2 protein-coding genes are annotated in these 2,305 nt (G+C 73.0%); both read left to right on the top strand.

Translation table 11 applies throughout. The features are described 5' to 3' along the window. Nucleotides 1–1,427, top strand: a 1,427-nt coding sequence (locus PKF00_RS43795; RefSeq protein WP_271223714.1) for an aldehyde dehydrogenase, incomplete at its 5' end; no start/stop codon positions are given. Further along, on the top strand, nt 1,415–2,305 hold an 891-nt coding region (locus PKF00_RS43790), incomplete at its 3' end, for a DODA-type extradiol aromatic ring-opening family dioxygenase (RefSeq protein WP_271223713.1). The genes PKF00_RS43795 and PKF00_RS43790, both read left to right, overlap by 13 nt.

Raw genomic sequence — 2,305 nt, 5'->3', positions numbered from 1 at the left:
CCGTCAACGGCGATCACTGGATCGGCGGCGAGCGGGTCAGCTCGCCCACCACGTTCGACGACCACTCCCCCATCGACGGGGCGCTCATCGCCCAGATCGCCCGCGGCACCGCCACCGAGGCCGACGCCGCGGTCACCGCCGCCGCCAACGCCTTCCCCGCCTGGGCCGCCACCCCCCGCGCAGAACGCGCCCGGCTGCTGCACGCGATCGCCGACGGCGTCGAGGCCCGCCTGAACGACCTGGCCATCGTCGAGACCACCGACAACGGCGCGCTGCTGCGCTCCCACCTGCGCGGCGTGATGCCCCGGGTCGCCCACAACTTCCGCTTCTTCGCCGACTGGCTGCTCAAGCTCGGCCATGAGGACTTCGACACCCGCGGCCACACCAACCACGTCAGCTGGGACCCGGCCGGCGTCTGCGCCCTGATCACCCCGTGGAACGCGCCGCTGATGCTGGCCACCTGGAAGATCGCCCCGGCCCTGGCCGCCGGCAACACCGTGGTCCTCAAACCCGCCGAGTGGACCCCGCTGACCGCCAGCCTGCTGGCCGACATCACCGCCGCAGCCGGCCTGCCCGCCGGCGTGTTCAACGTGGTGCAGGGCTACGGCGCCGAGGCCGGCGCCGCGCTGGTCGCCGACCCGCGGGTGCGGCGCATCAGCTTCACCGGCTCGGTGCCCACCGCCCGCCACATCGCCGCCGCCGCCGCGGCCAACCTCACCCCGCTGTCGCTGGAGCTGGGCGGCAAGTCCCCGCTGCTCGTGTTCGCCGACGCCGACCTGGACCTGGCCGCCGACCTGGCCGTCGAGCAGTACGACAACGCCGGCCAGGTCTGCCTGGCCGGCACCCGCCTGCTGGTGGAGGAATCGGTCGCCGCCGACTTCACCGCCCGCTTCGTCAAGCGCGCCGCCGCCCTGAAGCAGGGCGACCCCCGCGAGGCGGACACCGACCTGGGCCCCAACATCCACCCCGTGCACCTGGAGCGCGTCGACGGCTTCGTGCAGCGCGCCCTGGCCGACGGCGCCCAGGCGCTGATCGGCGGCGGCCCCAACACCGACCTGGGCGGCCTGTACTACCGGCCCACCCTGATCACCGACGCCGCCGCCGACAGCGAGATCGTCAACGAGGAGGTCTTCGGCCCGGTGCTGACCCTGCAGACCTTCACCGGCGACGACCAGGCCGTCGCGATGGCCAACGCCACCCGCTTCGGGCTGGCCGCCACCGTCGTCACCGGCTCCGCCGAACGCGCCGAACGCATCAGCGCCCAGCTGGTCGCCGGCACCGTGTGGGTCAACTGCTTCTTCGTCCGCGACCTGCAGGCCCCCTTCGGCGGCTCCCGGCAGTCCGGCGTCGGCCGCGAGGGCGGCACCTGGAGCTTCGACTTCTACTGCGACCTCAAGAACACGGTGAGCGCGCCATGGGCGAAGTAGTCGGGGCGGGCCTTTTGGCCCACGTGCCCACCATCGTGCTGCCCGAGGCCACCCGCCGCGAGCTGAACAACGGCCAGGAGATCACCCTGGTCACCGGCCTGCAACAGCTGCGCGCCGAGGTGTTCGAGACGGTCGAGTACGACACCGTGGTGGTGCTGGACTCGCACTGGGCCACCACGGTGGAGTTCGTGGTGGCCGCCCAGCAGCACCGGGCCGGGCTGTTCACCTCCGAGGAGCTGCCGCGCGGCATGTGCCGGATGCCCTACGACTTCCCGGGCGATCAGGAGCTGGCCCGGGCGATCGCCGCGCAGGCCGGCGCGCACGCCACCTGGATCACCGCGATCGACGACCCGTACCTGCCGATCTACTACGCCACCATCAACCTGTGGACGCACCTGGGCGTGCCGGGCAAGCGGTGGGTGAGCATCGGGGTGTGCCAGACCGGTGAGGCCGAGGACCACCTGCGGCTGGGCCGCGCGCTGGGCGACGCGATCGCCGCCACCGACCGGCGGGTGCTGCTGATCGCCTCGGGCGCGTTGTCGCACACCTTCTGGCCGCTGCGGCACCTGCGCGCGCACGAGGCCTCCGGCCCCGAGCACATCATCAGCGACGCCGCCCGCGCCGCGGACTACGAGCGGATCGACTGGTTCAAGGCCGGCGATCACGCCCGGGTGCTGGCCACCATGGGCGAGTTCGCGAAGGTCAAGCCCGAGGCCCGGTTCGGCCACTACCTGATGATGATCGGCGCGCTGGGTGAGGGCGAGTGCACGGTGGCGGGCCGTCAGTACGGCGAGTACGAGAACTCGGTGGGCACCGGGCAGGTGCATCTGTGGTTCGACCGGCCGGCCGGCGGGTTCCCGGCGCCGCGCCGCACCGAC

This window comes from Streptosporangium carneum, assembly GCF_027922005.1.
Classification (GTDB): Bacteria; Actinomycetota; Actinomycetes; order Streptosporangiales; family Streptosporangiaceae; genus Streptosporangium; species Streptosporangium carneum.
Note: the sequence above shows the minus strand (reverse complement) of the source record. Positions and strands in the feature narration are given on the sequence as shown.